Source organism: Novosphingobium sp. (assembly GCF_020852455.1).
GTDB lineage: Bacteria > Pseudomonadota > Alphaproteobacteria > Sphingomonadales > Sphingomonadaceae > Novosphingobium.
The window spans coordinates 1-26502 of sequence record NZ_JADZAT010000024.1 but is presented as its reverse complement, the minus strand read 5'-3'; the positions used below and the strand labels follow the sequence as shown (position 1 = coordinate 26502).

Below are 26502 nucleotides of genomic sequence, written 5' to 3'. Positions count from 1 at the left end.
TTCCCAGCGACCAGGGGGAGCGTCAATTGCGCCCCCTGCACCGGGTCATTATTTGCGCGGGGTAAAGGGTCCTGGCCCTAGCGGCAGGGATACTTCTTGATGAAAAAGTCGGCCATCGCCTGCTTCATCGAAACCCGCGGGCGGGCCGGGGCGGGATAGGCGCGCAGATGCGCCAGCAGTTCATCCGAAGTCAGCTTCGCACCTTGCGGCGGGCAGCTGGATGGCTTGCCGGCCGCGCGTTCCTTGGCCAGGCGCGCGCGATAGGCTTCGCCCGCAGCGTTGCCCTCGTTCTTGAGCAGGCTGAAATCGCTCGACACCAGCGCCATGGCCCCCTTGGCCCGGAGCGCATCGGCCTTGGCCAGGAAGGTCGCGACATTCATGTCGCCGGGGGCGGCCAAAGCGGCGGCGGGCAGGGTCAGGGCCAGCACGGCCAGGATCTTCTTCATTGCAGTCTCCGCTTTGGGCGTTGTTGCCTCATGGCTTGACCGCACGCACCTTGCAAGACCATGAACCGGCCAGAACAGTGCGGGAAAAACAGATGAGCAGCGAAGGGGAGATCATCGGCGAGATCGCACAAGGTGCGCTGATCGCCCGGGCCGCAGAGCCCGCGCATGGCGAAGCGGAAGATGGCCACACGCACGAAAGTGCCTGCCTCAATTGCGGCACCGCGCTGGTGGGCAGCCATTGCCACCAGTGCGGCCAGGCCGCGCATGTCCACAAGACGCTGGGTGCGTTCTTCCATGATCTGCTGCACGGGGTGTTCCACTTCGAGGGCAAGATCTGGCGAACCTTGCCGCTGCTGGCGTGGAATCCGGGCAAGCTGACCCGCGAATACATCGATGGCCGCCGCGCCAGCTATGTCAGCCCGATCGCGCTGTTCCTGTTTGTTGTGTTCCTGACCTTTGCGGTGTTCAACCTGCTGAAAAGCCCGGTCAATTTTAACGCTGGATCGAATGCCCAGGCTCAGGCAGGGTTCGGCGCGGCCCGGGTTGAGGCAGATAATGCTGTTGAGCGGCTTGAAGCGAGACTGGCCAATGCCCGTGCGGGCAAGGGCGGCGATGTCGTTGCTCTTGAGCGAGAGCTCAAATCCGCGCGCGACGCAGTGACCGCGCTTGAAGCGGCGGAGCAGGGGAACCTGCCGGAGACGATTGCCGATGCCGATCCCGGGACATCCAGGGCGACTGCGGACGCAATCAACAAGGCCTGGCGCCACGCAAAGGAAAACCCCGACCTGATGCTCTACAAGCTGCAGACCGGGGCCTATAAATATGCCTGGCTGGTGATCCCGCTCAGCGTACCGTTCCTTTGGCTGCTGTTTCCCTTCAGCCGCCGCTTCCACCTTTACGATCACACCGTGTTCGTGACCTATTCGGTCAGCTTCATGCTTATCCTGGCGACGCTGGCCAGCCTGCTGATCTCGGCCGAGATCGGCTGGCTGCCGGGCCTGCTGATGCTCTATTCACCGGTCCACATGTACCGGCAGGCGCGCGGCACCTACCAGCTGAGTCGTTTTGGCGCCTTGTGGCGCACCTTTTTCCTGGCTCTGTTCGCGCAGATCGTGCTGATCCTGTTCGGCACGATCCTGGCTCTGATGGTGGCGAGCGGCTAGCCACTGGGAAACAGGCTTCAGGCAGCCGCGCCGGCGAACCGCTTGCCGGCCTTGGGGATCGCCGAACCCTGGACCGGGGCAATCGTCTGGCCGCCGACCGGCTTGTCCGGACGGTCCAGCTTGCCGGTCTTGATCAGTTCGTCGATGTCCTCGCCCGACAGCGTTTCAAATTCGAGCATCGCCTGGGCCAGCAGATGCAGGTGCTTGATGTTCTTCTTGAGGATCGTGGTCGCGCGCTTGTGCGCACCATCGACCAGCACCCGGATTTCCGCGTCGATCAGCTTGTTGGTCTCGTCCGAACCCATCGTCCGGGTCGAGCCGCCATAGCCCAGATAGCCTTCCTGGGTGTCTTCGTACTGCAGCGGTCCCAGCTTGTCCGACATGCCCCAGCGGGTGACCATGTTGCGCGCCAGCGAAGTGGCATACTGGATGTCCGACGAGGCGCCCGAGGACACCTTGCCGTGGCCGAAGATCAGCTCTTCCGCGACCCGGCCGCCCATCGCCACCGACAGGTTGGCCAGCATCTGGTCGCGGTGATAGGAATAGCTGTCACGCTCGGGCAGGCGCATCACCATGCCCAGCGCGCGGCCGCGCGGGATGATCGTGGCCTTGTGGATCGGATCGCTGGCATCCTCGTTGATCGAGACGATCGCATGGCCGGCCTCGTGATAGGCGGTCATCTTCTTCTCGTCCTCGGTCATCACCATGCTGCGGCGCTCGGCGCCCATCATGACCTTGTCCTTGGCGTCCTCGAACTCGCGCATGGCAACCAGCCGCTTGTTGCGGCGGGCCGCTAGCAGCGCGGCCTCGTTGACCAGGTTGGCCAGGTCCGCGCCCGAAAAGCCCGGGGTGCCGCGCGCAATGGTCCGCGCCTCGACATCGGGGGCCAGCGGCACCTTCTTCATGTGCACGCCCAGGATCTTTTCGCGCCCTTCGATATCGGGCAGCGGCACCACCACCTGGCGGTCGAACCGGCCCGGGCGCAGCAGCGCCGGATCAAGCACGTCGGGGCGGTTGGTCGCGGCGATGATGATGATGCCTTCGTTGGCCTCAAACCCGTCCATTTCAACCAGCAGCTGGTTGAGCGTCTGTTCGCGTTCGTCGTTCGAATTGCCCAGGCCGTGCCCGCGGTGCCGGCCGACCGCGTCGATTTCGTCAATGAAGACGATGCACGGCGCGTTCTTCTTGGCCTGTTCGAACATGTCGCGCACGCGGCTGGCGCCCACGCCGACGAACATTTCGACAAAGTCCGAACCCGAAATGGTGAAGAACGGCACGCCCGCCTCGCCCGCGATCGCGCGGGCCAGCAGGGTCTTGCCGGTACCAGGCGAACCGACCAACAGCGCGCCCTTGGGGATCTGCCCGCCCAGCTTTGAAAAGCGGTGCGGATCGCGCAGGAACTCGACGATTTCCTCAAGCTCTTCGCGCGCCTCGTCGATCCCGGCGACATCATCAAAGGTCTTGCGGCCCTGCTTTTCGGTCAGCATCTTGGCCTTGCTCTTGCCAAAGCCCATCGCCCCGCCGGCCCCGCCGCCCTTCTGCATCTGGCGCATGACGAAGATCGCCAGCCCCAGGAACAGCAGGATCGGCAGCACCTGGATCAGCAGCACCACGAACAGGCTGCTTTCCTCGGGCGCCTTGCCATCGTACTTGACGCCGCTCGACTGCAGCAGCGGGGCCAGTGTGGCATCGTTGGGGATCGGCACCGTGCTGAACGGCTTGTCCTGCTTGGTCTTGCCGATGATCCGGGTTTCGCCGACCTGGACCGAGGCGATCTGCCCTTCGGCCACCTTGGCGCGGAATTCCGAATAGGACATCTGCGTCACCGCCGCTTCGTTGCGGGCGTTGAACATCGAAACCACCAGCAGCAGGGCCAGGATAACCCCGCCCCAGACCATCAGGTTCTTCATCCAGGGAGTACCGCTGGGTTGTTCGTCGTTCATGCGCAGGCGATCCTTTCCCTGCCTATGTAGGACCGCAGGGCTGAATCGCAAGCTAACGGCGACAAGACCCTTGGCGAATCCGCCGACTTGCGCCGCGGCGGGGCGACAGGCACAAGGTGGCCAAGGGGGACCAGATGACCACACCGCCAGCCATCGACGATCGCTTTGCCCACTGGCCGCGCTGGCCCGCGCGGCTGCTGCTGGCAGCGGTGCTGCTGATCCTGACCGCTGCCGCACTGGTGCCGATCGCGGCCGGCAAGCAGGAAAGCCAGACTGTCGGCTTTGTCGAGGCGATGGCCGGCGGCCAGGCCGCCAAGGACGCCCAGCGCCCGCGCGACGATGATCTGGCGCTGTACGACCGGGTGATCGAGCGGATCGGCAAGGGTGAGAATTACTATGCCGTCGCCGCCGACGAACATCGCCAGGCGCACTATCCGCTGCGCCCGGGCGTGGCGGTGCGGCTGCCGACGCTGGCCTATCTGGCGGTGGCGCTGGGCGACAGCGGCAAGGGCGCCGAAGTGCTGGTGCCCGGGGTACTGGCGGCGGCGCTGGTGCTGCTGGTCGCGGTAGTGCTGGCCTGGTGGAAGCGGCTGGGCGAGGAGCCGGGCGGGGCACAGTTCCAGCGGATCGGCACCGCGCTGGTCTTCATGGGCGCCAGCCTGGGGCTCAACCGCTATTACTTCGTGCTGCACGAATTGTGGGCCGGGATGCTGATCGCGCTGTCGCTGGCGCTGCACCGGCCGGGGCGCAAATGGCTGGCCGCGCTGCTGGTCGCCGCGCTGGCGCTGGCGATCCGTGAGCATGTGCTGCCCTATGTGCTGCTGATGGGCGCGCTGGCGCTGTGGCGGCGCGACTGGAAAGAGGGCGCGGCCTGGGCCGGGCTGGTGGCGCTGTTCGGGCTCTACCTGACCTGGCATCTCGGCCAGGTTGCCCAGCACGTCCTGCCCAGCGATCCGCTGGGGCCCAGCTGGCTGGAACTGCGCGGGCTGTCTGGCTGGTTGTCGAACGTGGTCCTGTCCAGCAACCTGCGGTTCCTGCCGCATTTCGTGGCCGGACCGCTGGTCATGCTGATGGTGCTGGGCTGGGCCGGGTGGAAAAGCCCGCTGGGCACCACCGCGACCCTGCTGTACCTTGGCTATGGCCTGGCCTTCATGATCGCCGGGCGGCCCGACAACTTCTATTGGGGCGCAGTGATCGCCCCGGCGATGTTCGTCGGGCTGGCCTTCGCCCCGCAGGCTGTGGGGTCGCTCTTGAAAGCGGCCCTGCCTGGTTGACGGTGTTGCAGCTGATCGCGGAGGCGATCAGCGCACCGATCAGGACGTCAGCTCTTCGATCTTGTGGTGCGGAACCACTTTCCAGCCGATCACCAGCAGTACGAATTGCAGCGCCTCGACCACCATCGGTTCGAAAAAGCCGGGCTGGGTGCCGGAAACCAGCGCGCTGATCGCACGGCCAGTGAAAGCAATCGCGAACAGCGCGGCCGGGACCAGCAGCAGATCGCCGTTGCGGACCCAGGCACCGCGCAGCATGCAAAAGCCGATGACCAGGAAAAAAGCGGGGAAATCGGCGCGCAGCACGGCAAAGCCCAGCGGGCCGTTGGGCGAAACGCCGAATTGCAGCCCCATCCCGCCCGGATCGTAAAGAAAGCTCAATCCCAGAGCCAGATTGAACAGGCCGGCCAGAAAAATCAGCGCGGTAACGGCAATTCGCATTTCGGTAACCCTCCCGTTTAACCCCAACTTAGCCACTGTGCCGCAAGGCGGTCGAGAAGCAAAGCCTGTTGCGCATAAAGGAAGGGCATTGCACAAGCGGGTTTCAATGACTGGGCCAAGGATCCTTCTGGTGGTCGGGGGTGGCATTGCCGCCTACAAGGCCTGCGAGCTCGTCCGCCTGATCCGCAAGGGCGGCGGCGAGGTTTCGTGCGTGCTTACCGAAGGCGGTTCGAAGTTCATCACCGCGATGACCCTGGCCGCGCTCAGTGAGAACCCTGTCCACACCACGCTGTGGGACCTCACCAACGAGGTCGAGATGGGCCACATCCAGCTTTCGCGCAGCGCCGATCTGGTGGTGGTCTGCCCGGCAACGGCGGATCTGCTGGCCAAGATGGCGCACGGCATTGCCGATGATCTGGCCACCACACTGCTGCTCGCAACCGACAAGCCGGTGCTGGCCGTGCCGGCGATGAATGTGCGGATGTGGGAGCACAAGGCGACCCAGGACAACGTCAAGAGCGTGATCGAGCGCGGGGTTCATGTACTCGATCCCGATGAAGGGCCGATGGCCTGCGGCGAATTCGGCCCCGGCCGCCTGCCCGAACCGGTGGCCGTCTGGAACGCGGTCTGCCAGTTGCTCGAACTGGAAACCATGCTGCTGCCCGCGCCCGAACCAGAGCTGGACCTGGGCGAATTCGAAGGTGTCGAAAGCGTCGATACCGGGCTGGGCGGCCTGTCGGCCAGCATCATCCCGCGCCAGGGCAAGGGCCGCACGATCGACCTCGACGCGATCGAGCTGGAAGGCGAATACGTTGATTTCGAGCCCGAGCCGCTGCCCGAAGTGCCGCCGGCCGAAGTGCTGCTCGACAGCCCGATCCTGTCGAAGAAGGGCAAGGCCAAGGCCGCGCCGCCGACCGATCCCGAAGCGCTCAACCATGTGGTCAAGGGTGATGCCCAGGCCACACCCGAAATCCTGCCGGACGATTTCCTGACCAACCCGTTGCAGGGCCAGCCCGATTTCGCCGGCGATACCGCCGAATGGGTCCCGCCGGTCGATGGCCCGCTGATCGGCAAGCACGTGCTGGTTACCGCCGGCCCGACGCATGAACCGATCGACCCGGTGCGCTACATCGCCAATCGCAGTTCGGGCAAACAGGGCTATGCGATCGCTGCCGCTGCCGCCCGGCTGGGCGCACAGGTCACGCTGGTGTCCGGCCCGGTCAACCTGGCCACCCCGCCGGGGGTTGACCGGATCAATATCCAGACCGCGCGCGAGATGGCCGATGCGGTCAAGGCGGCGCTGCCGGTGGACGTCGCGGTGATGGTCGCGGCGGTGGCCGACTGGCGCACCACCGACTTCCACAGCGAAAAGATGAAGAAGCGCGGTTCGGCACCGCCCGCGCTGCGGCTGACCGAGAACCCGGATATCCTGGCGATGGTTTCGGTCAGCGACAAGCGGCCCAAGCTGGTGATCGGTTTCGCGGCCGAGACCGAACGGGTGCTCGAACACGCCAAGGACAAGCGCAAACGCAAGGGCGCGGACTGGATTGTCGCCAACGATGTGTCGGGCGATGTGATGGGCGGCGATGTCAATGCCGTGCATATCGTCACCGCCAAGACTGTCGAAACGCTACCCGAGATGGCAAAAGACGACGTAGCCAAAGTGCTCGTTGAAAGGATTGCCGATGCCCTTGTCGGGGAACCAGCCGACACCTGACGTTCCGGTTCGCGTCAAGCGACTGCCCCATGGCGAAGGGCTGGACCTGCCTGCCTATGCCACTGCCGGAGCAGCCGGAATGGATGTCGTTTCCGCCGAAGCCGTGACGATCGCCCCCGGCGGCCGCCATGCCGTGGCGACCGGCCTGGCCATGGCGATCCCTCCGGGCTTCGAAATCCAGGTCCGCCCGCGTTCAGGCCTGGCGCTGAAGCACGGGATCACCGTGCCCAACACCCCCGGGACGATCGACAGTGATTATCGCGGCGAACTGAAGGTCATCCTGATCAACCACGGCGCCGAACCCTTCGCGATCCAGCGCGGCGACCGGGTGGCACAGCTGGTGCTGGCTCCGGTCACCCGCGCCAGCTGGCTGGCGGTGGACGAACTTGATGAAACCGAACGCGGCACCGGTGGATTTGGGTCCACCGGCGGCGTCGTCGCGCTTTGAACTAGGCCGGAATTGCGTTGAACGGCACGCCCTTGTCGGGGCGATAGTCCTGCGGCAGGCCCAGGATCTTCTCGGCGATGGTGTTCAGCAGCACTTCGTCCGAACCGCCGGCGATCCGCCCGGTCGGCGCGTTGAGCCACGAGGTGCCCCAGTCGGTCTTGACATAGGCGTGCGGATCGAAGGCCAGGCCTTCGTTGCCCATCAGGTCCATCGCCATTTCCGAAAGCTTCTGCCGGCTGCGCACCGCAACCAGTTTCTGCAGCGATCCTTCGGGGCCCGGCTGCATCCCGGCCATCATCATCGCAAAGGCGCGCTTGGTGATCGAATCCAGCCCGGCGCGCATCGCATGGTTGCGGGCAATCGCGCTGCGCACGCGGCCATCCTCGATCGCCGGCTTGGCGTTGATATCGACCCGTTTGGCCAGCTTGACGAATTCATCGAGGTGCGGGCCGAACCCGCCGCTGTCGGTAGCGATATAGCGTTCGATCATCAGCGTGTGGAGCGAGACGCCAAAGCCCCCGCCAACCGCGCCCAGCCGCTGCGAATCCTCGATCCGCACGTCGTCGAAGAAGATCTCGTTCACGTGGCTGTCGCCGCCGGCCAGCTTGATCGGGCGCACGTCCACACCCTTCGACTTCATGTCGATCCAGAAGTAGGTCAGCCCCTTGTGCTTTTCGACCGTCGGATCGCTGCGGGTGACGATCACGCCGTAATCGCAGTACTGCGCCCAGCTGGTCCAGATCTTCTGGCCGTTCATCTTCCAGCCGTTGCCATCGGATTCAACCTTGGTGCGCAAGGCAGCAAGGTCGGACCCGCCCGAAGGTTCGGAGAACATCTGACACCAGATTTCCTCGCCGCGCAGCGCCTTGCGCACGCGCTCCTTCACGAACTCCTTGTCCTCGCAATAGTGGATCAGGATCGGCACCGGCATGCCCAGCGAGATGCCGAAGAACTGCACCGGCATGCCGAACTGCATTTCCTCGGCATCGAAGGTGATCTTGTGAAGGTGGGTCAGGCCCTGTCCGCCGATGTCCGGAGACCAGTTGATCCCGGCGAACCCGGCGTCATACTTTTTGGCCATGTATTCGCGGCCCAGCGCCAGGTCCTGTTCGACCGTGTTGCCGCTGCGCGCATCGCGGCCATATTTGGGCGCCATGCTTTCAAGGAAAGCGCGCGCCTTTGCCCGATAGGCTTCAAGTTCGCTCATGCCACTTCTCCTTGCAGGCGTTCGACCAAGAGGTCTTCCCAGAAGACCAGGTTGCCGCATTCCACCGCCAGGCTGCGGGCGCGGCGCATGTGCAGGTGCAGGCCCAGTTCCCAGGTGACGCCGATCCCGCCGTGGATCTGCACGCAGTCACGCGAATTGGTGTCATAGGCCTCGGTCGCCGAGATCCGCGCATCGGCCGCGGCGGTGAGGAACTCCGCCGTGCCTTCGCTGGCGGCGGCATGGATGCAGTTGGCCCGGGCGATCTCGACCAGACCGTACATTTCGGCCACGCGGTGCTTGATCGCCTGGAACATGCCGATCGGCTGGCCAAAGGCCTTGCGGGTGTTGGCATAGTCACGCGCGATGTGCAGCAAGGCTTCGGCCCCGCCGACCTGTTCGTGCGCGGTGACCACCGCCATCCGGCCCATCACATCGAGCACCAGCGCGCGGGCCGCATCGCCGGCGGCAAGTTCGGTCGCGGGCGTCCCGGCAAAGACCAGATCGGCATAGAGCCGGCTGTTGTCATAGCTGTCGACCGCGTTGCGGGCGGCTCCGGCCAGTTCGGCCAGTACCAGCACCGGCTGGCCGTCCTTGCTGGCCCAGACCAGCGCGACATCGGCCTTCTGGCCGCCGGGCACCGCCGGCTTGGTCCCGCTGAGCTTGCCATCGGCAAAGCTGACGGCGGGGGCGGGGGGTAGCGCGGCGTTGCCTTCGGCAATCGCGACACAGCCGATCGCCTCGCCGCTGGCCAGCCTGGGCAGCCACTGCGCCGCCAGCGCGGCATTGCCGCCCTGGACCAGCGCCTGCGACACTCCGTAGCCGCCGGTCAGGAACGGCGCGCCAGACGTTGCCGCGCCGCAGGCCTGGGCCACCAGACCCAGCTCGATCAGGCCAAGGCCCAGCCCGCCGTGCTCCTCTGGCACCGCCAGCGCGGTCCAACCCTGCTCGACCGCAGTATCCCAGAACGGCGCATCGTGTTCGCCAACCTGCTCAAGCAGCTTGAGCAGGCGGGCCTTGTCCATCCGGGCGTCGAGCACCCGGCGGCTTTCGGTCGCAATGGCCTGCTGGCCTTCATCATAGAGTATCGACATGATCGCGAATCTCTCCCTTTCGCCGCAGTCTTAATCGCGCGATTAAACTTGGCAAGGGGAGCCGAGGAGGGAGATTTATGGAAACGCTTCCAATTCCACTTTCCTTGGCCAGCGATTCATACGTATACGGTTGGACATTGCGGGCCAGCCCGCCAAGACATGCACTTCCGGCCGCCTGTGGGGGATTGCCGGCAACAATGGGAGAGAATGCTATGGCAGCGCCAATTACCGGGTCGAGCGCGGCCGGCGGGGGTTCGAGCGGAGGCAAGACCGGGATCGTCCTGGCGCTGGCTTTCGCGGTGTTCTTCCTGCTGGGCGGGGTGACCAACATCAACGACCTGCTGGTCGGCAAATTCAAGCCGATGTTCCACCTCAGCCATGCTCAGGCCAACCTGGTGCAGATGGCCTTCTTCATCGCCTATGCGCTGTGCTCGATCCCGGCCGGGATCGTGATGAGCAAACTGGGCTATATCCGCACTTTCGTGCTGGGTTTCGTTATGGTCGCTGCAGCGGCGTTCCTGTTCATTCCGGCTTCGGCTTCGGCCAGCTATGGCGGGTTCCTGGCTGCGCTGTTCTTCATCGGCGCGGGAATCACGGTGCTGCAGGTGGCGATGAACCCGATCATCACCACGCTGGGGCCGGTCGAAACCTCGCACAGCCGGCTGACCTTCGCGCAATCGTTCAACTCGATCGGGGTGTTCCTGATGGTCTATGGCGGGGCGTCGTTCCTGCTGGGCGATTCAAAACCGATCGACGCTGAAACCGCGACCGAAGCGCAGTTGCAAGCCTACCGCGTGGCCGAAGGCGCGGCGATTGGCCAGGCCTATACCTGGCTGGGCATTCTGATGCTGGCCATTGCCGCGCTGTTTTGGGTGTTCCGTTCGGCGATCGATCAGGCCAAGGCCGATGACGTCAAGCTGGAAGGTACGCTTGGGCTGTTCCTGCACAATCGCCGGGTCCAACTGGGTGCGCTTTGCATTTTTACCTATGTCGGTGCCGAAGTGGCGATCGGATCTAACCTGATGGCCTACCTGGGCCAGGACAGCGTGATGGGGCTGGGGCTGGAAGCAGCCGGCAAGCTGGTTGCGCTTTACTGGTTGGGGGCGCTGGCCGGGCGGCTGCTGGGCGGGTTCATCCTGCGCATGGCCAAGCCGGGCCGGGTGCTGGCCACCTTTGCCGCGGCGGCGATCGGGCTGATCGCGCTTTCGGCGGTCAGCAGCGGCGCGGTCTCGGGCTGGGCGCTGATCCTGGTGGGCTTCTGCAATTCGCTGATGTTCCCGACTATCTTCAGCCTGGGCACCGAAGGGCTGGGCGAACAGACACCGCAAGGTTCGGGCATCCTGTGCACTGCCATCGTCGGCGGGGCATTTGTGCCTTACCTCTACGGCCTGACTGCCGACGCAAGTTCGCTGCGTGCGGCCCTGATCGTGCCGGTGGTCTGCTATGCGATCATCGCGATGTTCGGCCTGTGGACCGTGAAGAACCCCAGCGGCGGCAGCGCGGGCAGCGCCGGGCCGGTCTACGACTGATCCTTGCCGGGACCGGGCGGGCTCAGGCCCGCCCGGTCTGGCTGGACAGCAGCGCCGGGTCGATCCCGACCTGGCGCCAACAGGCCTTCCAGCGCTGGTCGGCCGGGGTATCCCACAGCAACCGGGCATTGCTGTCGAGCGCTTGCCAGCCGTGGCGGCGCATCTCGCCATCGAGCTGCCCCGCGCCCCAGCCGGCATAGCCCAGCGCAACCAGCCAGCGGCTGGGCCCTTCGCCCGCAGCAATCGCGCGGAGCACCTCAAGCGAGGTCGAGAGCGAGCAGAGCGGCACGGCGTGGAGCGTGCCGGGGCCTTCCCAATCGGGGGTATGCAGCACGAACCCGCGCTGCGGTTCGACCGGCCCGCCATAGTGGACCGGGCAATCGGGCGCGGTGCCGGGATCGATGTCCAGGTCTTCCAGCAGCCGGTGCAGGCCAAGGCCCTGCCTAACCGCACCGATCCCCACGCCCAGCGCACCTTCGCCGTCGTGGCTGAGCATCGCGATCACCGCGTGATCGAACCGCGGGTCGCCCATCCCGGGCATGGCCAGCAGCAGCTTTCCGGCAAGGTAGGTGCTTTCCATGCCTCCCGGACTAGCCCTGACATCGCTGGAAGGAAAGCGCGGGCTTGCTTTTGCGCCGATTCCCCATTAGGGGCGCGCGCTTCACCGACACGGATGAGTCATTCTTCGTGAATGATTCTGGGATCGGCCTGGCCATCAAGGGCTGCCACGGCTGATCTTTCGTGTCTCTAGAAGGAGACGAAAATGCCCAAGCTCAAGACCAAGAGCGGCGTCAAGAAGCGCTTCAAGCTCACCGCCACCGGCAAGGTGAAGCACGGCGTTGCCGGCAAGCGCCACCGGCTCATCAGCCATAACGGCAAGTACATCCGCCAGAATCGCGGCACCGACGTCATTTCAGACGCCGATGCGAAGACGATCAAGAAGTGGGCGCCCTACGGGCTCAACTGAGGAGTACTGACCAATGAGCCGTATCAAACGGGGTGTTACCACCCGCGCCAAGCACAAGCGGATTCTCGATCAGGCCAAGGGCTATCGTGGTCGCCGCAAGAACACCATCCGCGTTGCGCGCCAGGCCGTCGAAAAGGCCGGCCAGTATGCGTACCGCGACCGCAAGGTTAAGAAGCGGACCTTCCGCGCCCTGTGGATCCAGCGCATCAACGCTGCGGTCCGCGCCGAAGGCCTCAGCTATTCGCAGTTCATCCACGGAGCCAAGCTGGCGGGTATCGAGCTTGACCGCAAGGCGATGGCCGATCTGGCGATGAACGAAGGCGGCGTCTTCGCTGCCGTGATCGCCCAGGCCAAGGCCGCGCTGCCGGCCTAAGCTGCGATCGATCGCACATTCGAAAGGGCGTGGCCGGACCTCCGGCTGCGCCCTTTCCGATTCCTGACGCCTTTTGGCTTGCCCTGAAGGTGCAAGCCGTGGCATTCTTGCGCCGCGAGCGAGACATTTTCGGTCGCTGGACTTCGTTAGGGGTTTCGCGCGATGTTGAAGACTGTGCTCGAAAGGGCGGTGGCGGTGCATTTCTATCGCCCCTCGCCAGAGCTGGCACCATACATATCCACCTATTACCTGACCGAGGTGAACCTCGAGGCAGGCGGCGTGGTCGAGGACTGGCTCCATCCGGAATGGGCCAACCTGCGCTTCACCAGCAATGCCCGCTACAGCTCGGCGCTGGGCGATGGCCCGCTGGAAGCCTTGCCCAACGTGATCCTGACCGGCCCCACCAGCCTGGCCGCGCATTTCCGGATCGACGGGACCGCGCGGATCTGGGGGGTGGGGATCCTGCCGCTCGGCTGGGCCCGGCTGATGGGCAAGTCGGCCCACGAGTATGTCGATCGGGTGGTCAGCCCGCATGATGAAGCTGCCAGCGCCCATTTCGCCGGGATCGCCGAAGCGGTGTTTGGTGCCGAACGCGATCCGGTGGCCGAGGTCGGACGGATCGATGCTTACCTGTCCGCACTGCTCGCGGCGCGCCCAGCGGGTGAGGATGAGGCGCGTATCCGGGCAGCGCATGCTGCGCTGATCGATGATGACATGGCTGCGGTCAGCGAACTTGCCGCGCAGCTGGGCATATCGGCCCGCTCGCTTGAACGGCTGTGCCTCAAGGCTTTCGGGTTTTCGCCCAAGCTGTTGCTGCGCCGGCAACGCTTCCTGCGCAGCCTGGCGCAATTCATGCTCGACCCTTCGCTCAAATGGATCAACACGCTGGATTTCCACTATGTTGACCAGGCGCACTTCGTCCGCGACTTCAAGCGCTTCATGGTGATGAGCCCGAGCCGCTATGCCGCTGCGGAACATCCGGTGCTGCGCGCCGCCGCGCAGGCCCGCACAGCTTCAGCCGGGGCAGCGGTCCAAGCACTGCACCGCCCGTAAATTAACCGCCTGCGGGCTTGTCAGTCCGCCGGCTTCATGCGAAAAATTATCAACATCACGATCGAAACCAATAACACGATCGCAGCAAGGAACCTTTGGTGTCGCCAGATTATCGCATAGATTTGCGGTTTCATCCGCCGCCAGAGGACCTGCGCCGGTATTTTACCACGTTCTATTCGGCCGAGATCGATCCGGGCAGCAACGGGACATTGCGTGACAGCCTGCATCCCGAATGGGGTGGAATGCGTTTCTTCACGCCCGTTGGACCAGATTCCTGGACCGATGGCGGCCAGCGGCTCGAGGGGGCACTCTTTGTAACCCAGGGGCCCAGCTCGCATCCGATCCATTTCAGCATGCCCAGGACCCGGATGTGGGGAATCGGATTCCTGCCGCTGGGCTGGGCCAAGTTCATCCAGCTTCCCGCCGCCGAATTTGCCAACCAGATTTGCAACGGGTTCACCCACCCGGAGTGCGAGCCGTTCCGTCCACTGGCCACCAACCTGTTTGACCCGGATGGCGACGAGCAGCTGGAACTGGCCCGGATCATCGCCTTCTTCCGCGAATTCAAATCGCGCGAGCCGGTGGATGAGAAGCGGATCCTGGCGATCCACACCGCACTGGTCGATCCGCAGCTGGCCACCGTGCAGGAGCTGGTCGATCGGGTTGCCGCCAGCCAGCGAACGGTTGAGCGGATCAGCCACAAGCATTTCGGCTTTTCGCCCAAGCTGCTGCTGCGCCGCCAGCGCTTCATGCGCAGCTTGGCCCAGTTTATGGTCGATCCTTCGCTGAAGTGGATCGGGGCGATGGACAGCCACTATCACGATCAGGCCCAGTTCGTGCGCGATTTCCGCGAATTCATGGGGCTGAGCCCGCGTGAATATTCCAGCCAGCCGCACCCGGTGCTGGAACGCTTCACTCAGGAACGCAACCGCGTAGCCGGGGCCGCGGTCCAGACGCTTGACCGGCCAAGCGGCGTGGGTGATCCCGCCGCCTGAAGCGGCCGCGCAATTTGCCATTTGGCATCGCGGGCCGTGCTGGCTAAAGGCGCCAGTTCAATTCAACTGCCCGGATGGACTTGCTACAGTGGACTATGCCGCATCCCGTGAAGAGGCGCTGGCGCGTATCGCGCAGGCGCAGGATCTCGACGCGCTGGAGAAGCTGCGGGTCGAGTTTCTGGGCAAGCAGGGTTCGATCTCGGGCCTGCTGAAGACGCTGGGCGGCATGTCGCCCGAAGAACGCCAATCGACGGGGCCGCAGATCCACGCGCTGCGCGAAGCGGTCAGCGATGCGCTGGCCGCGCGCAAGGAAGCGCTGGAAGGCGCGGCGCTCGATGCCCAGCTGGCGCGCGAGACGATCGACCTGTCGCTGCCCGCACCCGATATGCCGCGCGGCACGATCCACCCGGTCAGCCAGGTGATGGACGAACTGGCCGAAATCTTCGCCGATCTGGGCTTCGCCGTCGCCACCGGTCCCGAGATCGAGGACGACTGGCACAATTTCACCGCGCTCAACATTCCCGAAAGCCATCCGGCGCGGGCGATGCACGATACCTTCTATTTCCCCGACAAAGACGCCGAAGGCCGTGCGATGCTGCTGCGCACCCATACCAGCCCGGTGCAGATCCGCGCTATGCTGCAGCAGGGCGCGCCGATCCGGATCATTGCCCCGGGGCGGGTCTATCGCTCTGACAGCGATGCCACCCACACCCCGATGTTCCACCAGGTCGAAGGGCTGGTGATCGACAAGGGGATCACGCTGGGCCACCTCAAGTGGACGCTCGAGACCTTCCTCAAAGCCTTCTTCGAGCGTGAGGATATCGTGCTGCGCCTGCGCCCCAGCTACTTCCCCTTCACCGAACCGTCGGTGGAGGTCGATGTCGGCTTCGCTATCGTCAACGGCAAGCGCGTGCTGGGCGGCAGCGGTGATGCGCCGGGGCATGGCTGGATGGAACTGCTCGGCTCTGGCATGGTCAATCGCAAGGTGATCGAAGCCGGCGGGCTCGATCCCGATCAGTGGCAGGGCTTCGCCTTTGGTGTCGGCGTCGACCGGCTCGCCATGCTCAAATACGGAATGGACGACCTGCGCGCCTTCTTCGATGGCGATGTGCGCTGGTTGCAGCACTACGGCTTTTCGCCGCTCGACGTGCCGACACTTTCCGCCGGTGTGGGAGTGCGGCCATGAAGTTCTCGCTGACCTGGCTCAAGGACCACCTCGATACCGAAGCTTCGGTCGAGGAAATTTCTGCCAAGCTCAACGCCGTCGGGCTTGAAGTTGAAGGGATCGAGAACCCGGCCGACAAGCTTGCCGGTTTCAAGGTCGCCAAGGTGCTCACCGCCCAACGTCACCCCAATGCCGACAAGCTGCAGGTGCTGAGCGTCGATGTGGGTGCCGGGGAGCCGCTGCAGGTGGTCTGCGGCGCGCCCAATGCCCGCGCGGGCATGGTGGGCGTGCTGGGCCTGGCGGGCGCGATCGTGCCGAACGGTGGGTTCGAGCTCAAGAAGAGCGCGATCCGCGGGGTCGAATCGAACGGCATGATGTGTTCGGTTGCCGAACTCGATCTGGGCGATGATCACGACGGGATCATCGAACTGCCCGGCGATGCTCCGGTCGGAACCGATTTCGCTGCCTATCACGGTGCCGATCCGGTGATCGACGTTGCGATCACTCCCAATCGGCCCGATTGCATGGGCGTCTATGGCATTGCCCGCGATCTGGCCGCCGCCGGGCTGGGCACTTTGCACCCGATCGCTGCGCAGGCGGTGCCGGGCAGCTTCGCCTGCCCGCTGCCGATCCGTACCGACGATGCGGAAGGCTGCCCGGCCTTCTATGGCCGCGTCATCCGGGGGGTGAAGAACGGCCCCAGCCCCAAGTGGCTGCAAGACCGGTTGAAGAGCGCGGGCCAGCGCCCGATTTCGGCGCTGGTTGACATCACCAACTATGTCATGCTGGCCTATGGCCGCCCGGCGCATGCCTATGACCTCGCCAAGCTGTCAGGTGCGATCTTTGCCCGCCGCGCGCAGGATGGCGAAAGCTGCCTGGCGCTCAACGGCAAGGAATACACGCTGACCAGCGCGATGACCGTGATTGCCGACGATAACGGCGTCCACGATATCGCCGGGATCATGGGCGGTGAGCATTCGGGCTGCTCGGACGAAACCACCGACGTGCTGCTGGAAGTCGCCTATTTCGATCCGGTGCGGATCGGCGATACTGGCCGCGCGCTCAACCTCACCTCGGACGCGCGCCAGCGGTTTGAGCGCGGGGTCGATCCGGCCTTCCTCGATATGGGGTTGGCCTTGCTGACCGACCTGATCGTCGGGATCTGCGGCGGCGAGCCGAGCGAACCGGTGTTTGCCGGGCAGCCGCCGGTTGCACCGAAGCTCATCAAATACGATCCCGCCATGGCTGAGCGCCTGGGCGGCGTGGCGATCCCCGAAGCCCAGCAGCGCGCCACGCTTTCGGCGCTTGGTTTCGCCAGCGATGCCGCCTGGAACGTGACCGTCCCCAGCTGGCGCCCCGATGTGGATGGCGCGCCCGATCTGGTCGAGGAAGTGGTGCGGATCCACGGGCTCGACAACATTGTCAGCGCGCCGCTGCCGCGGCTCGACGGGGTGGCCCGGCCGACTGCCACTGCGGCCCAGAAGCTGGAGCGCAAGCTGCGCCGGGCTGCGGCCGCGCGCGGCAACAATGAAGCCGTGACCTGGAGCTTCCTGCCCGAACCCGAGGCCGACCTGTTCGCCGATGGAAATGGCGGGCTGTGGGTGCTGCAGAACCCGATCAGCGAGGACATGAAAGCCATGCGTCCCTCGCTGCTGCCGGGGCTGCTGGCGGCGGTGCGGCGCAATCTCGATCGCGGCGCGGCGGGCCTGCGCTTGTTCGAACTGGGCCGGCGCTACCTGCGTGGCGCTGCCGGGGCCAGCGATGAGCGGCTGACGCTGGGCCTGGTGCTGGCGGGCGAAAAGACCGCGCGCGGCTGGGCCAGCGGCAAGGCTGCAATGTTCGATGCCTTTGATGCCAAGGGTGAGGCCATGGCACTGCTGGCCGAGGCCGGCGCGCCGGTCGATAACCTGCAGGTGATGGGCGAGGCGGGGCCGCAGTTCCACCCGGGGCAGTCGGGCACGCTGCGGCTGGGTCCCAAGACCGTGCTGGCGCGGTTCGGCATGCTGCATCCCGCACTGCTGAAGCAGTTCGACATCGACGTGGCCGTAGCCGCGGTTGAGCTGTTCCTCGATGCGATCCCTTCGCGCAAGGCAGCAGACTTTGCCCGCCCGCACTATGCCCCGCCGGCGCTGCAGGCGGTGCGGCGCGATTTCGCCTTCCTGGTGGATGGGGCGCTGCCCGCCGGCGATCTGGTCCGCGCGATCCGTGGCTGCGACAAGGCCAATGTGGTGGCCGCGCGCCTGTTCGACGATTTCCGCGGCCAAGGCGTGCCCGAAGGCCAGAAGAGCCTGGCCATCGAAGTGACGCTGCAACCGGGCGACAAGAGCTATGACGAGGCCGAGCTTAAGGCGATCGCCGAACGGGTAACCGCGGCGGCGGCCAAGCTGGGCGCAGTGCTGCGCGGCTAAACCTTGCGCGAGAGGTCCAGCACCTTGGCGTAAAGGTCTGGCGCGGCTTCGCTGCGGATCAGCATCACCGCGTGGGTCAGCCGCACCCGGCGATCGGCCCCGCCGCTTGATATCCGGGCCAGCTGGTCACGCACCTGCGCGGTGTTGACCCCGTCGCGGCCCAGTGCGGCGGCAACCAGCAGCGAGGAGAGATGGTGCTGCCCCGGATCGGCGTCGAGCCGCTTCTGGCGCTGATAGTTGTAGAACCACAGCGCGCCGATGAAGCCCAGGATCAGGACGCCGTAGATGCCCATCTCAGCCGCCCCTCATTTCAGCCGCACTGCCCGCGGTGGAGCAGCTTGTGGTCGGCCAGGACCAGCGCCATCATCGCTTCGACCACCGGCACCCCGCGAATGCCGACGCATGGATCGTGCCGGCCCTTGGTGCGGATTTCGGCGGCCTGGCCCTCACGGTCGATCGTTTCCACCGGGGTCAGGATCGAGCTGGTCGGCTTGAAGGCAACCCGCACCTTGACCGGCTGGCCGGTGCTGATCCCGCCCGCGATCCCGCCGGCGTGGTTGGCGGTGAACAGCGGAGCGCCCGGTCCGGGCCGCATCGGATCGGCGTTCTGTTCGCCGGTCAGCCGGGCGGCGGCAAAGCCATCGCCGATCTCCACGCCCTTGACCGCGTTGATCCCCATCATCGCTGCCGCGAGATCGGCATCAAGCTTGCCATAGAGCGGCGCGCCCCAACCGGCGGGCACGCCCTGCGCCACGCATTCGACCACCGCGCCGACCGAGCTGCCCGCCAGCCGCGCTTCGTCAACGATCTTTTCCCAGCGCTGTGCCGCAACCGGATCGGGGCAGAAGAACGGGTTGTTGCCGATTTCGTTGGCGTCGAAATTGGCCGGCTCGATTGCATCGCCGCCGATCTCGCTGACCCAGGCCAGCACCACCACTTCCGGGATCACCAGCCGCGCCACCGCGCCCGCCGCAACCCGCGCTGCCGTCTCGCGCGCCGAACTGCGCCCGCCGCCGCGATAGTCGCGAAAACCGTACTTGGCGTCATAGGCATAGTCGGCATGGCCGGGGCGATAGGCCTTGGCCACCTCCGAATAGTCTTTCGAGCGCTGATCGACATTCTCGATCATCAGGCTGATCGGGGTGCCGGTGGTGCGGCCTTCGAACACCCCTGAAAGGACCTTGACCGCATCCGGTTCCTGCCGCTGGGTGGTGTATTTGGACTGCCCGGGGCGCCGCGCATCGAGGTATGGCTGGATCTTGCCTTCATCCAGTTCCAGCCCCGGCGGGCAGCCATCGACAACGGCGCCCAGCGCCGGCCCGTGGCTTTCGCCCCAGGTGGTGAAACGCAGCAGACGGCCGAATGTGTTGACGGACATGGCGTGGCTTTGGCCAAAAACGGTTGCGGGCGCAAGCTTTGCCCCGCTAAGCCTGCACCATGTTCCTCGTCGTCTTCCGCAACCGCAAGCGCGCCGATCTGGACGCTGGTGCCTATTCGGCCGATGCGAACCGCATGGAGGAGATGGCCCGCGCCCAGCCCGGGTTCCTCTCGTTCAAGAGCTATACCGCCGATGATGGCGAGGTGATCGCGCTCAGCGAATGGGCCGATGCCGAGGCCGCACGGGCCTGGGGCAGCCAACCCGATCACGCCGTGGTCCAGGCCAAGGGCCGCGCCGAATATTACGCCAGCTACACACTCTACACCTGCGACAACCCGCGCACCCATCGTTTCGAAAGCCCCGACGCGTGACCATCACCCTTTACGGCATTCCCAATTGCGACACGGTCAAGAAAGCCCGCGCCTGGCTTGATGCGCAGGGCATTGCCTATGCGTTCCACGACTACAAGAAGGCCGGGGCCGATCCGGTCCGGCTGGCGCAGTGGTGCCAGGCGGCGGGCTGGGAAAAGGTGCTCAACCGCGCCGGGACCACCTTCAGGAAGCTGCTCGATGCCGACCGGGCCGATCTGGATCAAGCGAAGGCCGTCGCGCTGATGGCGGCCAATCCCAGCTGCATCAAGCGGCCGATCGTCGAGCATCCCGGCGGACTACTGGTGGGTTTCAAGCCCGATGAATGGACCGTGCTGGGATGAACCTCGACCCTGATCTGCTCGCGAACCTGGAATGGGTGGCGGCCGGTTTCGGCGTTGCCAACATCGCGCTGCTGATCTTCCGCAGCCACTGGAACTACCTGTTCGGGCTGGTGATGGTGGCGCTGTATTTCTTCGTGTTCTGGGAACGCCGACTCTACGCCGAATCCGTGCTGCAGGTGTTTTTCTTCGCCGCGCAGGGTTGGGGCTGGTGGCTGTGGCTCAAGGTCGGGGGCGATGACAATCAGGTCCGCGTGCGCTGGCTCGACTGGCGCAGCCGCTGGGTCTGGCTGCTGGTTATGGCGGCGATCAGCATCAACCTCAGCTGGGTCATGGCCAAGTACACCACCGCCTCGGCGCCCTATGTCGATACGCCGATCGCGGTCTTCTCGGTCGGGGCGCAGATCCTGCTGGCCTTCCGCCGGATCGAGAACTGGGTGCTGTGGATCGCGATCGATCTGGTTTCGATCGGCCTCTATATCTACCGCGATCTTGAGCCGACCGCCGGGCTTTATGGCGGGTTCCTGGTGTTGAGCCTTCTGGGCCTGCGTGAATGGATCGAGGCCGAACGGCGCGAGCGACTGGCTGCGTGATCCGGATCTGCTTCCACGGGGCGGAAAGCACCGGCAAATCGGTGATGGCCGACAAGCTCAGCCGTGAACTGGGCGCGACCTGGGTGCCCGAATATGGCCGGACCTATTGCGAGGAGCGCGGTACCGACCTGGCGATGGCCGACCTGCTGGCAATCGCCGAGGGGCAGGACATGGCGGTCAGGGCGGCACTGGCCGGGCAGCCCCGGCTGCTGCTGCTCGATACCGATCAGCTGATGACCGCGGCCTGGGCCGAAATGCTGTTCGGCGAAGTGCCCGCAGCGCTGATGGGCTATCCCAAGGCCGATCTCTACCTGCTGTTTTCGGCCGATGTGCCGTGGGTTGATGATGGCACCCGGTTCTTCGGCAAGAGCCCCTTGCGCGCCCGGTTTGCCGCGTTGGCGGAAGACATGCTGGTCAGGGCCGGGGTCCCCTGGCGACGGATTACCGGCAGCTGGTGCGAACGTGAACAACAGGTACGCGCGGTGATTGCCGAACTTACGCATAATGCCGGGGCTTGACCCGCGGCGCTTTTCGGCATTTCCTGAGCGGGTTCAGCAGGAGGCGGGGATGGATTTCATCAAGGCGCTGGTGCCCGGTTCGATCCTGACATTCGTGGTCTGTGCTGTGCTTGGCGCAGGACACAGCAAAGGCGGCTGGCTCAATATCCAGCCTTATTATGTGCAGGACCACCGGTTCTACTGGTCGTGGGTGATGTTTGCCATCGCGACGGGCCTGGCCTGGATGCTCTATATCATCACGCCGAAATAACAGCGGTTACGATGTAGTTGAGCGACAGATCGCCCGACAGGTGCAGCCCTTGCAGTGGTGACCAGGCAATGCCGCGCGGCTCACCCATTTCCAGACCGGCCCCGGCCAGCAAGTCGCGCAGCTCTTCAGGCGTGACGAAATCGTCCCAGTGGTGCGTGCCGCGCGGAACCATTCCCAGCCGCTCGGCCGCTTCGACCATCAGCAATCTGGACCTGGCGGTGCGATTGGGGGTGGACAGGATCATCAATCCGCCCGGGGGCAGCGCGGCCTTCAGAGCGGCGATGAATGCGCCCTTGTCGGCAACATGCTCGATCACTTCGAGCGAGGTGACCAGATCGAATCCTGTGAGACCCAGCGCGGCGACATCGCCGCAGTGATAGGCGATATCCAGCCCCGCGCCTGCCGCATGAGCACTGGCCACGGCAATGTTTTCTTCTGCCGCATCAACTCCGGTTACCGCCGCGCCCAGCCGGGCGAGCGGTTCGCACAGCAGGCCGGCCCCGCAACCCACATCGAGCGCGCGTTTGCCCGCCAGCGGGCGCACAGCGCGCGAATCCGCGCCGAAATGGGCATCAATCGCTTCGCGGACGAACCCCAAACGCACCGGGTTCAGCCGGTGGAGCATCGCCGATGAACCCTTGGGATCCCACCAGTCAGCCGCCAGTGCGCCGAAATGCGCGGCTTCTTCGGCGCGGATGGTCGCCCCGGCGGTGCGAGTCTTGGTTGCATTAGCCATGCACCCTCCCTAACAGGACGCCCGCCCGGACGCGAGGGTTCGGTAACAGCAAACGGAGCGCAGCACTTGGCCCGCATCGTGATGAAATTCGGCGGCACCTCGATGGCGGGATCGGAACGGATTCGCCGCGTCGCCAATATCGTGCGCCGCCAGCAGGCAGCCGGGCACGAAGTGGCGGTGGTCGTGTCGGCCATGGCCGGCGAAACCGACCGGCTGGTGAACTTCTGCCGCGAAGCCAATCCGCTTTATGATCCGGCCGAATACGACGTGGTGGTCGCCGCGGGCGAGCAGGTGACCTCGGGGTTGCTGGCGCTGACCTTGCAGGCGCTGGGCTGCCAGGCGCGATCGTGGCTGGGCTGGCAATTGCCGGTTCACACTGACGATGCCCATGCCAAGGCCCGGATCGAGGATATCGACAGCGCAGCGCTGCTGGCCAGCATGGCCGGGGGCGAGATCGCGGTGATCCCGGGCTTCCAGGGGCTTTCGCCGGCCGGCCGGGTGACCACGCTGGGTCGCGGCGGATCGGATACCTCGGCGGTGGCGGTGGCGGCGGCGATCGGCGCGGATCGCTGTGATATCTACACCGACGTCGATGGGGTCTATACCACCGATCCCCGGATCGTCGCCAAGGCGCGCAAGCTGAAGTACGTCACGTACGAGGAAATGCTCGAGCTGGCCTCGGTCGGCTCGAAGGTATTGCAGACCCGCTCGGTCAGCCTGGCGATGAAGGAAGGCGTGCGGGTGCAGGTGCTGTCCAGCTTCATCGACGATGATGCCACCCCGGCCGATGAAATTCCCGGCACCATGATCGTCAGCGACGAGGAACTTGAAGGACACGAGATGGAACGCCAGCTGATCACCGGCATCGCTGCCGACAAGAACGAAGCCAAGATCATCCTGACCCGCGTGCCCGACCGGCCCGGCGCGGTGGCAACGATCTTTGCCCCGCTTTCGGCAGCCAACATCAACGTCGATATGATCATCCAGAACGTCGGGCGCGACAAGGGCGAGACCGACGTGACCTTCACCGTCCCCGCCGCCGACCTGCTGCGCGCGCAGACCCTGCTTGAAGCGCAGAAGGAAGCGATCGGCTTCAACCGGATCATCACCGACAGCAAGGTGGCCAAGGTTTCGGTGGTGGGCGTGGGGATGCGCAGCCATGCCGGTGTCGCCAGCACCATGTTCCGCGCGCTGGCCGATCGCGGGATCAATATCCAGGCGATCTCGACTTCGGAAATCAAGATCTCGGTGCTGATCGACGAGGACGAGACCGAACTGGCGGTGCGCGTGCTGCACACCGCTTATGGCATGGATGCCGAGGGCGAGGCTGCGTAAGGCGCAAGCGCCATTGCCTGTTTGCAATGGCGAGCGTGACGCGAACCAGCTAGCTCCCGGCAAAATCGGGGGAACCGCCGATGCCCGGGGAACTGCCGCTACCTGCCTTCAGCTTCCTGCCGCACCAGCCCAGCCTGTGGCGGTTGCTGCGCGTCGGGGTTGGCGACGTTGGCAGCTGCATCCCCGCTGAGATCCTTGACCAGTTCAGCGTCCAGCTGCCCGGACCAGGCGCACCGCTGATCGTTTCATCGCCCGAACTGGCCCGCGAAGTGCTCAACGACCGGGCCGACCTGTTTGCGCGCGACAAATTTATCCGCCGGCTGTTTCGCCGCGCCTGGGGGCAGGGGCTGGCCGGTGCCGAAGGTCCGGCATGGGAACGCCAGCGCAAAGCGGCGGCACCGTTTTTCCGCCCCAAGGCGGTGGCCGGGCAGCTGGCCGCCTTTGCCCGCGAAAGCAATGCGGTGGCTGCTGAATTGCCCACCGATGCGGCGGTGGAGCTTAACGCGCTGGCCTTGCGGATCGTCTCGCGGATTGTCTTTTCAGTGCTGGTCGATGCGCGCGGGGCGGTCGATCCCGAAGCGGTATCGCGTGATGTCCCGGGCTATATCGCGCGTATTGTCGACTTTGGGCCAGCAGACCTGCTGCCCTTGCCCGAGCGCCTGCTGGACTGGCTGAACGGCGTGAACCGCGATCCGCAGGCCCGGCGGGTCCGCGCCGCGGCTGATCGACTGGCCAAAGCACGCGGCGATGGGCTGCGGCGCGTGGACATGATCGCCCTGCTTGAAGGGGTCGGCCCCGCGCGCGACAACATCGGCGGGCTGATCCCGGCGGCGATGGACACCACCGTCCACGGCCTGTCCTGGGCGCTCAACACCCTGGCGCTGCGCCCCGATTGGCAAACGCGCCTGGCCGGCGAAGCCCAGGCCGCCGGGCCACTGCCCACGCTCGATCAATTGCCGCTGACCCGGCGCGTGGTGCAGGAGGTGTTGCGGCTCTATGCTCCTGCGCCGCTGCTGGCCCGCAGCGCGGCGGTGGATCAGGTGATTGGCGGACACCGGGTGCGGCGCGGCCAGACCGTGATCGTTGCGGTCTATGCCATGCACCGACATCTGCGGCTGTGGGACGATCCCGATCGGTTCGATCCCGACCGGTTCCTGCCGGACCGGGGATTGAACCCGGCCTGGATGCCGTTCGGCACCGGCCCCCGGATGTGCATCGCCGCGCAGTTCGCCCAGGCCGAGATCGCGGTTGTGCTGGCGCGGCTGCTGGCGCAGTTCGAATTCCTGCCGACCGGTCACCAGCCACGCCTGCTGCTGCGCACGGCAACCCGTTCACTGAACGGGCTGCAGGTGCTGGCGCGGCGGCGTTAGCCGAACAGCCAGGTGCCGTTGCTCGCGACCGGATTGCGGCGCTCAAGACGACGGGCCGACAAATTACGCTACGGCAGGTCTGGAATCCGCCGTGCACCCCGCCTATAGGCGCGCAATATCAGTCTCATCCCCAAGGGCCTCCATGACCAAAAGCAAGACCCACGCGCTGATGCAGCGCGGCATCGAATTCCTTGGCAGCGAGCACGCGATCTTGTGCGGTGCGATGAGCTGGGTCAGCGAACGCAACCTGGTGGCCGCGATCAGCAATGCCGGCGGGTTCGGGGTGATCGCCTGCGGGGCGATGACTGCGGAACTGCTCGATGCCGAGATCGCCGCGACGAAGGCGCTGACGTCGAAGCCGTTCGGCGTAAACCTGATCACCATGCACCCGGACCTGACCGATCTGATCGCGGTCTGCGCGCGGCACCAGGTTGGCCACGTGGTGCTGGCTGGCGGGATTCCGCCCAAGGGCTCGGTCGAGGCGATCAAGCAGTTCGGTGCCAAGGTGCTGGTCTTCGCGCCGACGCTGGCGCTGGCCAAGCGGTTGCTGCGCAGCGGCGCCGATGCACTGGTGATCGAAGGCAGCGAGGCGGGCGGCCATATCGGTCCGGTCGCAACCTCGGTTCTGGCGCAGGAATTCCTGCCCGAACTGGCAGAAGACCATGTGGTCTTCGTGGCCGGGGGGATCGGCCGGGGCGATATGATCGCGGCTTACCTGGAAATGGGGGCATCGGGCGTGCAGCTGGGCACGCGGTTCGCCTGCGCCACGGAATCGATCGCGCATCCTGCGTTCAAGCAGGCCTTCTTCCGCGCCAACGCCCGCGATGCCGAAGCATCGGTTCAGGTCGATCCGAGGCTGCCGGTGATCCCGGTCCGCGCGCTCAAGAACAAGGGCACCGAATTGTTCACCCAGCGCCAACGCGAAGTTGCCCAGCTGCTTGACGAGGGCAAGGTCGAGATGGACGAGGCCCAGCTGGAGATCGAAAAGTTCTGGGCCGGTGCGCTGCGCCGCGCGGTGATCGAAGGCGATGTCGAAAACGGCTCGCTGATGGCCGGCCAATCGGTCGGCATGGTGACCAGCGAGCAACCGGTTGCGGAAATCATCGCCGAATTGCTTGCGCAATCCGAAGCCGCCTTCGCCGCGCGATAACCGGACGCGAGCCTGCCGCGCACGGGCCTGTTCGCGTTCCGCGACTCGAGGCGAATCGGTCAGATAGGAATGAATCGCAAACCAATGTTTTTGTAAGCTTTGTGTAAGCTTCTGAAATGGTTACAAAAATCTGACAAGTCCCATTTTCGGACATTTCCTCGATTCGACGCCCGAATTGTTCCTTAATATGCTGATAACCATCACTTTTTGACCCCTTCGGGGTGGGCGAAGAGAATCGCTTCGTTG

At 65.2% G+C, this 26502-nt stretch carries 28 protein-coding genes; 19 read left to right on the top strand and 9 right to left on the bottom strand.

Annotated elements, in window-relative coordinates; translation table 11 throughout:
• Nucleotides 1-77 precede the first annotated feature (77 nt).
• A complete protein-coding gene (locus IT549_RS10520; RefSeq protein ID WP_292972899.1) occupies nt 78-446 on the bottom strand; it encodes a hypothetical protein in 369 nt (122 codons plus the stop codon).
• A gap of 92 nt (nt 447-538) precedes the next feature.
• Here IT549_RS10520 and IT549_RS10515 point away from each other — a divergent pair, with 92 nt between their 5' ends.
• The gene (locus IT549_RS10515) at nt 539-1609 is read left to right on the top strand and encodes a DUF3667 domain-containing protein (protein WP_292972897.1); all 1071 of its coding nucleotides are present in this window, start codon (nt 539-541) and stop codon (nt 1607-1609) included.
• Nucleotides 1610-1626: 17 nt separating this feature from the next.
• On the opposite strand, the gene ftsH is transcribed toward IT549_RS10515, so the two are convergent.
• Nucleotides 1627-3552 (bottom strand): ATP-dependent zinc metalloprotease FtsH, encoded by a 1926-nt coding sequence (ftsH, locus tag IT549_RS10510; protein ID WP_292972895.1) that lies wholly within the window; start codon nt 3550-3552, stop codon nt 1627-1629.
• Nucleotides 3553-3686: 134 nt separating this feature from the next.
• Here ftsH and IT549_RS10505 point away from each other — a divergent pair, with 134 nt between their 5' ends.
• A complete protein-coding gene (locus IT549_RS10505; protein WP_292972893.1) occupies nt 3687-4826 on the top strand; it encodes a hypothetical protein in 1140 nt (379 codons plus the stop codon).
• A gap of 39 nt (nt 4827-4865) precedes the next feature.
• Here IT549_RS10505 and IT549_RS10500 read toward each other — a convergent pair whose 3' ends face one another.
• The gene (locus IT549_RS10500) at nt 4866-5264 is read right to left on the bottom strand and encodes a hypothetical protein (RefSeq protein ID WP_292972891.1); all 399 of its coding nucleotides are present in this window, start codon (nt 5262-5264) and stop codon (nt 4866-4868) included.
• Between the two features lie 106 nt (nt 5265-5370).
• On the opposite strand from IT549_RS10500, the gene IT549_RS10495 reads away from it, so the two are divergent.
• The gene (locus IT549_RS10495; protein ID WP_292972889.1) at nt 5371-6981 is read left to right on the top strand and encodes a bifunctional phosphopantothenoylcysteine decarboxylase/phosphopantothenate synthase; all 1611 of its coding nucleotides are present in this window, start codon (nt 5371-5373) and stop codon (nt 6979-6981) included.
• The gene (gene dut, locus IT549_RS10490; protein ID WP_292972887.1) at nt 6950-7429 is read left to right on the top strand and encodes a dUTP diphosphatase; all 480 of its coding nucleotides are present in this window, start codon (nt 6950-6952) and stop codon (nt 7427-7429) included. Before IT549_RS10495 ends, dut begins: the two co-directional genes overlap by 32 nt.
• Before the next feature lies 1 nt (nt 7430).
• Here the strand turns inward: dut and IT549_RS10485 are convergent, their stop codons facing one another.
• Entirely contained in the window at nt 7431-8636 is a 1206-nt protein-coding gene (locus tag IT549_RS10485) for an acyl-CoA dehydrogenase family protein (RefSeq protein ID WP_292972885.1), read from the bottom strand.
• The gene (locus IT549_RS10480) at nt 8633-9727 is read right to left on the bottom strand and encodes an acyl-CoA dehydrogenase family protein (protein WP_292972883.1); all 1095 of its coding nucleotides are present in this window, start codon (nt 9725-9727) and stop codon (nt 8633-8635) included. Before IT549_RS10480 ends, IT549_RS10485 begins: the two co-directional genes overlap by 4 nt.
• Before the next feature lie 212 nt (nt 9728-9939).
• Here IT549_RS10480 and IT549_RS10475 point away from each other — a divergent pair, with 212 nt between their 5' ends.
• On the top strand, nt 9940-11256 hold the full coding sequence (locus tag IT549_RS10475) for a sugar MFS transporter (protein WP_292972881.1): 1317 nt from the start codon (nt 9940-9942) through the stop codon (nt 11254-11256).
• A 22-nt stretch (nt 11257-11278) separates the two neighbouring features.
• On the opposite strand, the gene IT549_RS10470 is transcribed toward IT549_RS10475, so the two are convergent.
• On the bottom strand, nt 11279-11836 hold the full coding sequence (locus IT549_RS10470) for a YqgE/AlgH family protein (protein WP_292972879.1): 558 nt from the start codon (nt 11834-11836) through the stop codon (nt 11279-11281).
• 183 nt (nt 11837-12019) lie between these two features.
• Between IT549_RS10470 and rpmI the strand changes: the two genes are divergently transcribed.
• The 6 genes from rpmI (at nt 12020) to pheT (ending at nt 18217) form a co-directional block, all read left to right on the top strand.
• The gene (rpmI, locus tag IT549_RS10465) at nt 12020-12223 is read left to right on the top strand and encodes a 50S ribosomal protein L35 (RefSeq protein WP_067536462.1); all 204 of its coding nucleotides are present in this window, start codon (nt 12020-12022) and stop codon (nt 12221-12223) included.
• Between the two features lie 13 nt (nt 12224-12236).
• Complete coding sequence (rplT, locus tag IT549_RS10460) at nt 12237-12596, top strand: 50S ribosomal protein L20 (protein ID WP_292972872.1); 360 nt, start codon at nt 12237-12239, stop codon at nt 12594-12596.
• Nucleotides 12597-12758: 162 nt separating this feature from the next.
• Nucleotides 12759-13649 (top strand): helix-turn-helix domain-containing protein, encoded by an 891-nt coding sequence (locus tag IT549_RS10455; RefSeq protein ID WP_292972870.1) that lies wholly within the window; start codon nt 12759-12761, stop codon nt 13647-13649.
• Nucleotides 13650-13771: 122 nt separating this feature from the next.
• The gene (locus IT549_RS10450; RefSeq protein WP_292972868.1) at nt 13772-14644 is read left to right on the top strand and encodes a helix-turn-helix domain-containing protein; all 873 of its coding nucleotides are present in this window, start codon (nt 13772-13774) and stop codon (nt 14642-14644) included.
• Between the two features lie 88 nt (nt 14645-14732).
• The gene (pheS, locus tag IT549_RS10445) at nt 14733-15830 is read left to right on the top strand and encodes a phenylalanine--tRNA ligase subunit alpha (RefSeq protein WP_292972866.1); all 1098 of its coding nucleotides are present in this window, start codon (nt 14733-14735) and stop codon (nt 15828-15830) included.
• A complete protein-coding gene (pheT, locus tag IT549_RS10440) occupies nt 15827-18217 on the top strand; it encodes a phenylalanine--tRNA ligase subunit beta (protein WP_292972864.1) in 2391 nt (796 codons plus the stop codon). Before pheS ends, pheT begins: the two co-directional genes overlap by 4 nt.
• Here the strand turns inward: pheT and IT549_RS10435 are convergent.
• Both IT549_RS10435 and aroC read right to left on the bottom strand, forming a co-directional pair.
• Nucleotides 18214-18510 (bottom strand): hypothetical protein, encoded by a 297-nt coding sequence (locus IT549_RS10435; protein ID WP_292972862.1) that lies wholly within the window; start codon nt 18508-18510, stop codon nt 18214-18216. The two genes, pheT and IT549_RS10435, sit on opposite strands and share 4 nt — an antisense overlap.
• 17 nt (nt 18511-18527) lie before the next feature.
• On the bottom strand, nt 18528-19595 hold the full coding sequence (aroC, locus tag IT549_RS10430; RefSeq protein WP_292972860.1) for a chorismate synthase: 1068 nt from the start codon (nt 19593-19595) through the stop codon (nt 18528-18530).
• A 59-nt stretch (nt 19596-19654) separates the two neighbouring features.
• On the opposite strand from aroC, the gene IT549_RS10425 reads away from it, so the two are divergent.
• The 5 genes from IT549_RS10425 to IT549_RS10405 are packed head-to-tail and all read left to right on the top strand — an operon-like array spanning nt 19655 to nt 21665.
• Nucleotides 19655-19966, top strand: coding sequence for an antibiotic biosynthesis monooxygenase (locus IT549_RS10425; RefSeq protein WP_292972858.1), 312 nt, complete (start codon nt 19655-19657; stop codon nt 19964-19966).
• The gene (locus IT549_RS10420) at nt 19963-20307 is read left to right on the top strand and encodes an arsenate reductase (RefSeq protein WP_292972856.1); all 345 of its coding nucleotides are present in this window, start codon (nt 19963-19965) and stop codon (nt 20305-20307) included. Before IT549_RS10425 ends, IT549_RS10420 begins: the two co-directional genes overlap by 4 nt.
• Nucleotides 20304-20897 carry a nicotinamide riboside transporter PnuC gene (gene pnuC / locus IT549_RS10415; protein ID WP_292972854.1) on the top strand — a complete coding sequence of 198 codons (594 nt, stop codon included), beginning with the start codon at nt 20304-20306 and terminating at the stop codon, nt 20895-20897. The genes IT549_RS10420 and pnuC overlap by 4 nt, the downstream gene beginning before the upstream one ends.
• Nucleotides 20894-21415: an ATP-binding protein gene (locus tag IT549_RS10410; protein ID WP_292972852.1), complete on the top strand. Its 522-nt coding sequence runs from the start codon at nt 20894-20896 to the stop codon at nt 21413-21415. The genes pnuC and IT549_RS10410 overlap by 4 nt, the downstream gene beginning before the upstream one ends.
• Nucleotides 21402-21665: a hypothetical protein gene (locus IT549_RS10405; RefSeq protein WP_292972850.1), complete on the top strand. Its 264-nt coding sequence runs from the start codon at nt 21402-21404 to the stop codon at nt 21663-21665. The genes IT549_RS10410 and IT549_RS10405 overlap by 14 nt, the downstream gene beginning before the upstream one ends.
• Here the strand turns inward: IT549_RS10405 and ubiG are convergent.
• Nucleotides 21652-22401 (bottom strand): bifunctional 2-polyprenyl-6-hydroxyphenol methylase/3-demethylubiquinol 3-O-methyltransferase UbiG, encoded by a 750-nt coding sequence (ubiG, locus tag IT549_RS10400; protein ID WP_292972848.1) that lies wholly within the window; start codon nt 22399-22401, stop codon nt 21652-21654. The two genes, IT549_RS10405 and ubiG, sit on opposite strands and share 14 nt — an antisense overlap.
• 81 nt (nt 22402-22482) lie before the next feature.
• Between ubiG and IT549_RS10395 the strand changes: the two genes are divergently transcribed.
• The 3 genes from IT549_RS10395 to IT549_RS10385 all read left to right on the top strand — a co-directional run bounded on the left by IT549_RS10395 (nt 22483) and on the right by IT549_RS10385 (nt 26256).
• On the top strand, nt 22483-23736 hold the full coding sequence (locus IT549_RS10395) for an aspartate kinase (protein WP_292973132.1): 1254 nt from the start codon (nt 22483-22485) through the stop codon (nt 23734-23736).
• An 80-nt stretch (nt 23737-23816) separates the two neighbouring features.
• On the top strand, nt 23817-25106 hold the full coding sequence (locus IT549_RS10390; RefSeq protein WP_292972846.1) for a cytochrome P450: 1290 nt from the start codon (nt 23817-23819) through the stop codon (nt 25104-25106).
• Between the two features lie 142 nt (nt 25107-25248).
• A complete protein-coding gene (locus IT549_RS10385; RefSeq protein ID WP_292972844.1) occupies nt 25249-26256 on the top strand; it encodes a nitronate monooxygenase in 1008 nt (335 codons plus the stop codon).
• The last annotated feature ends 246 nt before the right edge of the window (nt 26257-26502 follow it).

Excerpts from the sequence above, each read along its gene's own strand:
- IT549_RS10520 (WP_292972899.1), bottom strand. The coding sequence starts at position 446 with ATGAAGAAGATCCTGGCCGTGCTGGCCCTGACCCTGCCCGCCGCCGCT.
- IT549_RS10515 (WP_292972897.1), top strand. The coding sequence starts at position 539 with ATGAGCAGCGAAGGGGAGATCATCGGCGAGATCGCACAAGGTGCGCTG.
- ftsH (WP_292972895.1), bottom strand. The coding sequence starts at position 3,552 with ATGAACGACGAACAACCCAGCGGTACTCCCTGGATGAAGAACCTGATG.
- IT549_RS10505 (WP_292972893.1), top strand. The coding sequence starts at position 3,687 with ATGACCACACCGCCAGCCATCGACGATCGCTTTGCCCACTGGCCGCGC.
- IT549_RS10500 (WP_292972891.1), bottom strand. The coding sequence starts at position 5,264 with ATGCGAATTGCCGTTACCGCGCTGATTTTTCTGGCCGGCCTGTTCAAT.
- IT549_RS10495 (WP_292972889.1), top strand. The coding sequence starts at position 5,371 with ATGACTGGGCCAAGGATCCTTCTGGTGGTCGGGGGTGGCATTGCCGCC.
- dut (WP_292972887.1), top strand. The coding sequence starts at position 6,950 with ATGCCCTTGTCGGGGAACCAGCCGACACCTGACGTTCCGGTTCGCGTC.
- IT549_RS10485 (WP_292972885.1), bottom strand. The coding sequence starts at position 8,636 with ATGAGCGAACTTGAAGCCTATCGGGCAAAGGCGCGCGCTTTCCTTGAA.
- IT549_RS10480 (WP_292972883.1), bottom strand. The coding sequence starts at position 9,727 with ATGTCGATACTCTATGATGAAGGCCAGCAGGCCATTGCGACCGAAAGC.
- IT549_RS10475 (WP_292972881.1), top strand. The coding sequence starts at position 9,940 with ATGGCAGCGCCAATTACCGGGTCGAGCGCGGCCGGCGGGGGTTCGAGC.
- IT549_RS10470 (WP_292972879.1), bottom strand. The coding sequence starts at position 11,836 with ATGGAAAGCACCTACCTTGCCGGAAAGCTGCTGCTGGCCATGCCCGGG.
- rpmI (WP_067536462.1), top strand. The coding sequence starts at position 12,020 with ATGCCCAAGCTCAAGACCAAGAGCGGCGTCAAGAAGCGCTTCAAGCTC.
- rplT (WP_292972872.1), top strand. The coding sequence starts at position 12,237 with ATGAGCCGTATCAAACGGGGTGTTACCACCCGCGCCAAGCACAAGCGG.
- IT549_RS10455 (WP_292972870.1), top strand. The coding sequence starts at position 12,759 with ATGTTGAAGACTGTGCTCGAAAGGGCGGTGGCGGTGCATTTCTATCGC.
- pheT (WP_292972864.1), top strand. The coding sequence starts at position 15,827 with ATGAAGTTCTCGCTGACCTGGCTCAAGGACCACCTCGATACCGAAGCT.
- IT549_RS10435 (WP_292972862.1), bottom strand. The coding sequence starts at position 18,510 with ATGGGCATCTACGGCGTCCTGATCCTGGGCTTCATCGGCGCGCTGTGG.
- aroC (WP_292972860.1), bottom strand. The coding sequence starts at position 19,595 with ATGTCCGTCAACACATTCGGCCGTCTGCTGCGTTTCACCACCTGGGGC.
- IT549_RS10425 (WP_292972858.1), top strand. The coding sequence starts at position 19,655 with ATGTTCCTCGTCGTCTTCCGCAACCGCAAGCGCGCCGATCTGGACGCT.
- pnuC (WP_292972854.1), top strand. The coding sequence starts at position 20,304 with ATGAACCTCGACCCTGATCTGCTCGCGAACCTGGAATGGGTGGCGGCC.
- IT549_RS10405 (WP_292972850.1), top strand. The coding sequence starts at position 21,402 with ATGCCGGGGCTTGACCCGCGGCGCTTTTCGGCATTTCCTGAGCGGGTT.
- ubiG (WP_292972848.1), bottom strand. The coding sequence starts at position 22,401 with ATGGCTAATGCAACCAAGACTCGCACCGCCGGGGCGACCATCCGCGCC.
- IT549_RS10395 (WP_292973132.1), top strand. The coding sequence starts at position 22,483 with ATGAAATTCGGCGGCACCTCGATGGCGGGATCGGAACGGATTCGCCGC.
- IT549_RS10390 (WP_292972846.1), top strand. The coding sequence starts at position 23,817 with ATGCCCGGGGAACTGCCGCTACCTGCCTTCAGCTTCCTGCCGCACCAG.
- IT549_RS10385 (WP_292972844.1), top strand. The coding sequence starts at position 25,249 with ATGACCAAAAGCAAGACCCACGCGCTGATGCAGCGCGGCATCGAATTC.